This is a genomic window from Streptomyces radicis, assembly GCF_003626575.1.
GTDB classification, from domain to species: domain Bacteria; phylum Actinomycetota; class Actinomycetes; order Streptomycetales; family Streptomycetaceae; genus Streptomyces; species Streptomyces radicis.
Genome location: NZ_RBDY01000043.1, coordinates 44,330 through 50,504, shown reverse-complemented (window position 1 = coordinate 50,504; position 6,175 = coordinate 44,330). Strand labels below are relative to the sequence as shown.

8 protein-coding genes and 1 pseudogene are annotated in these 6,175 nt (G+C 72.4%); 5 read left to right on the top strand and 4 right to left on the bottom strand.

Translation table 11 applies throughout. From position 1 onward, the window contains the following. Window positions 1-128: 128 nt before the first annotated feature. Both D7318_RS34385 and D7318_RS30540 read left to right on the top strand, forming a co-directional pair. A pseudogene (locus tag D7318_RS34385) lies at window positions 129-245 on the top strand (short-chain dehydrogenase); the annotation flags it as partial. Window positions 246-579: 334 nt separating this feature from the next. Then, on the top strand, window positions 580-858 hold the full coding sequence (locus D7318_RS30540; RefSeq protein ID WP_120700501.1) for a hypothetical protein: 279 nt from the start codon (window positions 580-582) through the stop codon (window positions 856-858). A gap of 28 nt (window positions 859-886) precedes the next feature. On the opposite strand, the gene D7318_RS30535 is transcribed toward D7318_RS30540, so the two are convergent. From D7318_RS30535 to D7318_RS30520, 4 genes are all read right to left on the bottom strand, one after another. Beyond that, window positions 887-1,045: a hypothetical protein gene (locus tag D7318_RS30535; protein ID WP_220729887.1), complete on the bottom strand. Its 159-nt coding sequence runs from the start codon at window positions 1,043-1,045 to the stop codon at window positions 887-889. 288 nt (window positions 1,046-1,333) lie between these two features. Further along, the gene (locus tag D7318_RS30530; RefSeq protein ID WP_120700491.1) at window positions 1,334-1,846 is read right to left on the bottom strand and encodes a glutathione peroxidase; all 513 of its coding nucleotides are present in this window, start codon (window positions 1,844-1,846) and stop codon (window positions 1,334-1,336) included. A gap of 67 nt (window positions 1,847-1,913) precedes the next feature. Then, complete coding sequence (map, locus tag D7318_RS30525; RefSeq protein ID WP_120700490.1) at window positions 1,914-2,693, bottom strand: type I methionyl aminopeptidase; 780 nt, start codon at window positions 2,691-2,693, stop codon at window positions 1,914-1,916. 98 nt (window positions 2,694-2,791) lie between these two features. Further along, a complete protein-coding gene (locus D7318_RS30520) occupies window positions 2,792-3,697 on the bottom strand; it encodes a helix-turn-helix transcriptional regulator (protein ID WP_120700489.1) in 906 nt (301 codons plus the stop codon). A gap of 175 nt (window positions 3,698-3,872) precedes the next feature. Between D7318_RS30520 and D7318_RS30515 the strand changes: the two genes are divergently transcribed. The 3 genes from D7318_RS30515 (at window position 3,873) to D7318_RS30505 (ending at window position 6,126) form a co-directional block, all read left to right on the top strand. Further along, on the top strand, window positions 3,873-4,889 hold the full coding sequence (locus D7318_RS30515; protein ID WP_120700488.1) for a zinc-dependent alcohol dehydrogenase family protein: 1,017 nt from the start codon (window positions 3,873-3,875) through the stop codon (window positions 4,887-4,889). A gap of 96 nt (window positions 4,890-4,985) precedes the next feature. After that, window positions 4,986-5,333, top strand: a complete 348-nt coding sequence (locus D7318_RS30510) for a cyclophilin-like fold protein (RefSeq protein WP_120700487.1) — start codon at window positions 4,986-4,988, stop codon at window positions 5,331-5,333. Window positions 5,334-5,358: 25 nt separating this feature from the next. Then, a complete protein-coding gene (locus D7318_RS30505) occupies window positions 5,359-6,126 on the top strand; it encodes a glucose 1-dehydrogenase (RefSeq protein ID WP_120700486.1) in 768 nt (255 codons plus the stop codon). Window positions 6,127-6,175 lie beyond the last annotated feature (49 nt).

Here is a 6,175-nt window from a genome sequence, read left to right as displayed (position 1 = left end):
GGATGGCGCCCGCCTGGCAAGGCGCCGGATCGCAGCTCGTACTTGGCCGTACTCGCGCGATTCGGCAACGCAGCCAGGCGGGATGCCAGTCGTCGCGAGCCCGCCGGGGATTGTCAGACAGGCCCTAAGGCCCCGAGGGCATCCGCGTCAACGCCGTCGCCCCAGGCGGCACGTTGACCGAGATGATCAGCGCGTGGGAGGCGGCCTCCCCCGGGGTCGTCGAGCGGCTCGCCGCCATGATCCCGCCGCGGGTGCGACAGGGAGGGGTCCCGGACGTGGCGTGGTTCGATGGCGACCATGATGCGTAGGTCGCCATCCGCCGCCGTTGTCGCCGTTGTCGCCGCTGTCCTGTTCGCCGCTCTCACGGCGTGCTCCTCGGACTCCGAGGGTTCCGAGGATTCCTCGGGTTCCTCGGGTTCCTCGGATTCCAAGGACGGGTCCACCGCCGAGGACGCGGCCGGTGGGTCGGGCTCAGAGGCCCCCGCGTCCGACCCCGCGGCCACGCCCACAGAGGAGGCCACGCCGTCGCCCTCGCCGACCGGGCCGTGCGCCGACGGGACGTGCGAGATCGAGGTCGCCGTGGGGGACGTCGTGACCGTGCCGCAGGCGTACGGCCTCGGGCCGATCGAGGTGATGGCGGTCACCGGCGACACGGTCGAGATGGTCGCGCCGCTGACCGGGTCGGGCTTCAGCGTCGCGGGCTGCTCCGGCGGCGGCAGCGCGTCGTCGGACGGCGGCGGCGGTGTCGGGCTGAACTGCGGCGTCGGTACCGTCGCGACCGTGAACGACGTCATGAGCCTCGAGGTCGTCGAGGTCGTCGACGCCGCCGCCGTCCTCCGCATCGAACCCGCCGGGTGACACACGCCCCAGCGGCGCGGGCACGGGGTCATCGTCGTTCCCCTCCTCGGTCGCGCACCAGGTCGAGCAGCCGGGTCAGCACCCGGCCGCTCGTGATCCCGTCGTGCTCGTACTCGTTGGTCACCCACACCTGGGCGTTGCCGAGCCGCTCGGCCGTGGCGAGTTGCGGGCCCGCGTCCACATACATGTCGTCGTGGTAGACGGCGGCGCCTCGCCCCGCCGCTCGGGGTCGACGAACTCTCAGGCGAACACGGTCGGTTCGCGCTGGTCGGGGGCGTTCCACACCAGCGGCACGGTGATCTCGTGCTCGCGCACCCACGCCCCGCCGAGCGCGTACTCCACGGCCGTCATCGGTCCTCTCCCTCCGCCGTCCAGGGCTCCTTGCGCTCCACGGTGTGCCGGGGGTTGAGCGACGAGCGGGGGCACACTCCGCGGGCAACGGAGTGTGCCCCCGCGTCAGGAAGGGTGTCGGTCCTCAGGCGCCGTTCCCGGCCCCCCGCAGGGGCAGCCGCGCCTCGATCGCCGCCACGAGCTCCTCGTCCTCCGGCTCGGTGCGCGGCCTGAACCTGCCCACGACCTCGCCCTCGGGGGACACCAGGAACTTCTCGAAGTTCCACTGGACGTCACCCGCCTCCCCCGAGCCGTCCGGCGTGCGCGTCAGCTCGGCGTAGAGCGGGTGCCGCCCCGGGCCGTTGACCTCGATCCGCTCGAACATCGGGAACGTCACGCCGTAGGTCGCGGAGCAGAACGTCCTGATCTCGTCGGACGAGCCCGGCTCCTGCCCGGCGAACTGGTTGCACGGGAAGCCGAGGACGCTGAAGCCGCGCTCGCCGAACTGCTTCTGGAGCCGCTCGAGACCCGCGTACTGCGGGGTCAGCCCGCAGCGCGACGCCACGTTCACCACCAGGAGCGCCGTGTCGCGGAAGTCGCCGAGCGAGATGTCCTCGCCGTCGAGCGTGCGCAGGGGGGTGTCGTACAGGCTCGCCATGATGTGATGTCTCCCTTTCGCCGGTTCGTGGGCACAGCGTGTCACGCGAGCCGCCGACCGGGCGCGCCTACGCGTCCCCGACCGGCGCGGTGAGGACCTCGGCTCCGTCCTCGGTGATGGCGATCGTGTGCTCGCTGTGTGCCGTCCGGCAGCCCGTCGCGCTGCGGAGCGTCCACCCGTCGGCATCGGTGACCAGCGTGGCGGTGTCCGCCATGACCCATGGCTCGAGCGCCAGCAGCAGCCCGGGGCGCAGCTGGTATCCGCGGCCCGGCCTCCCGGTGTTGGGGACGTGCGGGTCCTGGTGCATCGTCGATCCGATGCCATGGCCGCCGAACTCGGTGTTGACCGCGTACCCGGCCTCGCCGAGGACCGTGCCGATGGCGTGGGAGATGTCGCCGACGCGGGCCCCCGGCCCGGCCGCGGCGATCCCCGCGGCCAGCGCGCGCTCGGTCGCGCTGATCATCGCGACGCTCTCGCCGGGCTTCGCGTCGCCCACGATGAAGCTGATGGCGGCGTCCGCGGCGACCCCGCCGCGCGAGACGGCGAGGTCGAGGGTCAGCAGATCGCCGTCGGCGAGCGTGCGGTCGTGGGGCCTGCCGTGGAGCACGGCGTCGTTGACGGCCGTGCAGATGTAGTGGCCGAACGGGCCGCGTCCGAACGACGGCGCGTAGTCGACGTAGCAGGACAGCGCTCCCGCCTCGACGATCAGGGACTTGGCCCATCGGTCGATGTCGAGGAGGTTCGTGCCGACCGTGCTGCGGCCCTTCAACGTCCGGAGGATGTCGGCGACCAGGGCGCCCGTGTCCTTCGCGCGGTCGAGCAGGGTGGGGGTGAGGATCTCGATCATGGGGCGCCCTTCGCATGCGGCCAATAACTATACCGGCCATACTGTATCGGTATGAGAATTGGAGGGCGTGGCGGGTCGCCGCTCACCCCGCCACCGGGTCACTCGCCGCCCGGCGTCGTCCGCGCCGCCTCCCGCGTGGTCGCCTGTGCCTCCTGGGTGGCGGCCAAGGAAGCGAGGAGGCGCAGGCCTTCTTCGGAAGGGGAGCCGGGCTCGGCGGTGTAGATGGTGAGCGTGAGGCCGGGCTCCGCGGTCATCTCGAGGCCCTCGTAGGCGAGGGTGAGGTCGCCGACGGCCCGGTGGTGAAAGCGTTTGGTGCCGGTGCCGTGGTGGCGGACGTTGTGGGCGCCCCAGCGGGTGCGGAAGGCGTCGCTGCGGGTGGAGAGTTCGCCGACGAGGTCGTGGAGGTCCTTGTCGTGGGGGTCGCGGCCCGCCTCGGTGCGCAGGATCGCGACGGAGATGTCGGCGGCCTGGTCCCACTCGGGATAGAAGCGCCGGGAGGCCGGATCGAGGAAGGTGAACCGGGCCAGGTTCGCCTGGTTGCCCGGGGCCGCGTGGACGTCGGCGTAGAAGGCGCGGGCGAGCCGGTTGGCGGCGAGCAGGTCCATGCGGCCGTTGCGGACGAACGCCGGGCCCGCGGTGATGGCGTCAAGGGCCCACTGGAGACCGCGGTGCGCGGCCCACGGTCGGCCGGTGCGGCGTCGTGGCCGGGTGAGGGCGTCGGAGCCGTCGGCAGCCTGGGCCAGGCGCAGCAGATGGGCGCGCTCGGCGTCGTCGAGCCTGAGGGCGCGGGCGACGGCTTCGAGAACGCCGGGGGAGACCCCGGCGAGGTTCCCGCGTTCCAGCTTGGCGTAGTACTCCACGCTCATGTCGGCGAGGGCGGCGACCTCGCTCCTGCGCAGCCCCGGCACGCGACGGCGGCTGCCGGATGGCAGGCCCGCCCGCTCGGGGCTGATCTTCGCTCGCCGCGAGGTGAGGAACTCGCGGACCTCTGCTCGGTTGTCCACACCTTCGACGGTACGTCCCGCGCGCGGCCGCACGGGTGTACTGCCCGTACACCCCTTGACGGTGACTCGATGCGCGCGCCGGGAGCGGGTTACCTGGCTGATGTGGTGCTCTCCGCTGGTACCGCGACCCCGGCACGACCCCGGCACGACCCCGGCACGTAAAGGAATCCCCCTCATGCGCGGCGCAGTGATCCACGCCCCCCGTGACATCCGCTTCGACACCCTGGAGGACCCGAAGATCGTCCACCCCACCGACGCGATCATCCGCACGGCCGTGACGTGTGTGTGCGGCTCCGACCTGTGGCCGTACCGCGGTGTGGAGCCGACCGGCGAACCGCATCCGATGGGGCACGAGTACGTCGGTTTCGTGGAGGAGGTCGGCGGCGAGGTCACCGCGGTCAGGCCGGGGCAGTTCGTCGTGGGCTCGTTCGCCACCTCGGACAACACGTGCGTGAACTGCCGCAACGGATTCCCGTCCAACTGCCTGCACCGCGCGTTCATGAGCACATGCCAGGCGGAGTACATCCGCATCCCGAACGCCCAGGGCACCCTGGTCGCCACCGACGACGTGCCGGGCGAGGAGCTCTGGCCGAGCCTGCTGGCCGTCTCCGACGTCATGGGCACCGGCTGGTGGGCCGCCGACGCCGCCGAGGTGAGGCCCGGCTCCACCGCGGTGGTCGTCGGCGACGGCGCCGTCGGTCTGTGCGCGGTGATCGCCGCCAAGGAGAGGGGAGCCGGGCGGATCATCGTCATGAGCCGCCACGAGCCCCGCCAGAGGCTGGCCCGCGCGTTCGGCGCCACCGACATCGTCACCGAACGCGGCGACGAGGGCGTCGCCCGGATCAAGGACCTCACCGACGGCATCGGCGCCGACAGCGTGCTCGAGTGCGTCGGCACCGCCCAGGCCATGCGGCAGGCCCTGCGCTCCGCCCGCCCCGGCGGCGACGTCGGCTTCGTCGGCGTCCCCCACGGCGTCGCCGTCGACGGCCAGGAGCTGTTCTTCTCCCATGTCGGCCTGCGCGGCGGCCCCGCCCCCGTGCGCCGCTACCTGCCCGATCTGATCGACCGCGTCCTGTCGGGCCGGATAGCCCCGGGCCGGGTCTTCGACCTCGCCCTGCCCCTCGACCAGGTCGCCGAGGGCTACCTGGCGATGGACGAACGCCGCGCCATCAAGACCCTCCTCAGGCCCTGACCCGCGTGCCCTCCGCCCTCCGCGCCGTTCTCATCGGTGGGGCGGCCGGAGACACCGGAGCCCAGCGTCCCGCCCAGCTCCGACAGGAACACCCCCATGGACATCCGTGTCACCCTCGACGGCCGAGCTGTCGAGGCGGATGTGAACGACAGCCCCGCGGCCCGCGACCTGGCCACCCTGCTCCCGCTCACCCTGGAGCTGAGGGACTTCGACGGAACGGAACGGATCGGCTACCCGCCGCGCGAGCTCACCACCGAAGGCGCCCCCGCACCTGTCGCGGCCAGGGTCGGCGACATCGCCTACTACGTGCCCTGGGGCAACCTCGCCCTCTTCCACCGGGACGGGCCCTCCGCCTCCGCTGACCTTCTCGTCCTGGGCCACATCGACGCCGCCCCCGACCGGCTGGCCGGGGCCGGGCGGATCACCATCGAGGCCGCCTCCTGAACCACCCCTCGTACCAAGGACGTTCATGAACCCCACATATGACTTCACCGGCCAGGTCGCCCTTGTCACCGGCGCCAGCTCCGGCATGGGCCTGGCCACCGCCCGGGCCTTCGCCGCCTCGGGCGCCGCGGTCGCCATGGCTGACATCGACGAAGCCGCCGTGGACGCGGCCGCGAAGGACCTCACCGACGCGGGCCACCGGGCCCTGGCCCTGGTCTGTGACGTCACGGACGAGGACCAGGTCGCCGCCGCCGTCGACCGCACGGTGGAGACCTTCGGGCGCCTGGACATGGCCTACAACAACGCGGGCATCCAGATCCCGCCCGCCGACGCCGCCGATGAGGGCGCCGAGATGTTCGACAGGGTCAACGCCGTCAACCTGCGCGGCGTCTGGGCGTCCATGAAGTACGAGCTGCGCCACATGCGCGCCCAGGGCAGCGGGGCCATCGTCAACTGCTCCTCCCTCGGCGGTCTGGTCGGCATCCCGGGCCGCGCCTCCTACCACGCCGCCAAGCACGGCGTGATCGGCCTGACCAGCAGCGCCGCCCTGGAATACGCCCCCCGCGGCATCCGCGTCAACGCCGTCTGCCCCGGCACGATCGACACCCCCATGGTCGGCGACATGATCGCCAAGGGAGAGCTCGACCGCGCCGAGGCCGAGGCGAACCAGCCCGTCAACCGGCTCGGCACGGCCGACGAGATCGCCCAGGCCGTCCTGTGGCTGTGCAGCTCGGGCGCCAGCTTCGTCATCGGCGTCGCCCTGCCCGTCGACGGCGGCTACGTCGCCCGTTGACCCCCCTCGAACAGCGTTGACCACCCTCGAACAGCAAGGAGAGGCACAC

Bases quoted from the DNA above. Each gene is read 5' to 3' on its own strand.
- D7318_RS30510 (WP_120700487.1), top strand. From the start codon at position 4,986: ATGGACATCCGTGTCACCCTCGACGGCCGAGCTGTCGAGGCGGATGTG.
- D7318_RS30515 (WP_120700488.1), top strand. From the start codon at position 3,873: ATGCGCGGCGCAGTGATCCACGCCCCCCGTGACATCCGCTTCGACACC.
- map (WP_120700490.1), bottom strand. From the start codon at position 2,693: ATGATCGAGATCCTCACCCCCACCCTGCTCGACCGCGCGAAGGACACG.
- D7318_RS30505 (WP_120700486.1), top strand. From the start codon at position 5,359: ATGAACCCCACATATGACTTCACCGGCCAGGTCGCCCTTGTCACCGGC.
- D7318_RS30535 (WP_220729887.1), bottom strand. From the start codon at position 1,045: ATGTATGTGGACGCGGGCCCGCAACTCGCCACGGCCGAGCGGCTCGGC.
- D7318_RS30530 (WP_120700491.1), bottom strand. From the start codon at position 1,846: ATGGCGAGCCTGTACGACACCCCCCTGCGCACGCTCGACGGCGAGGAC.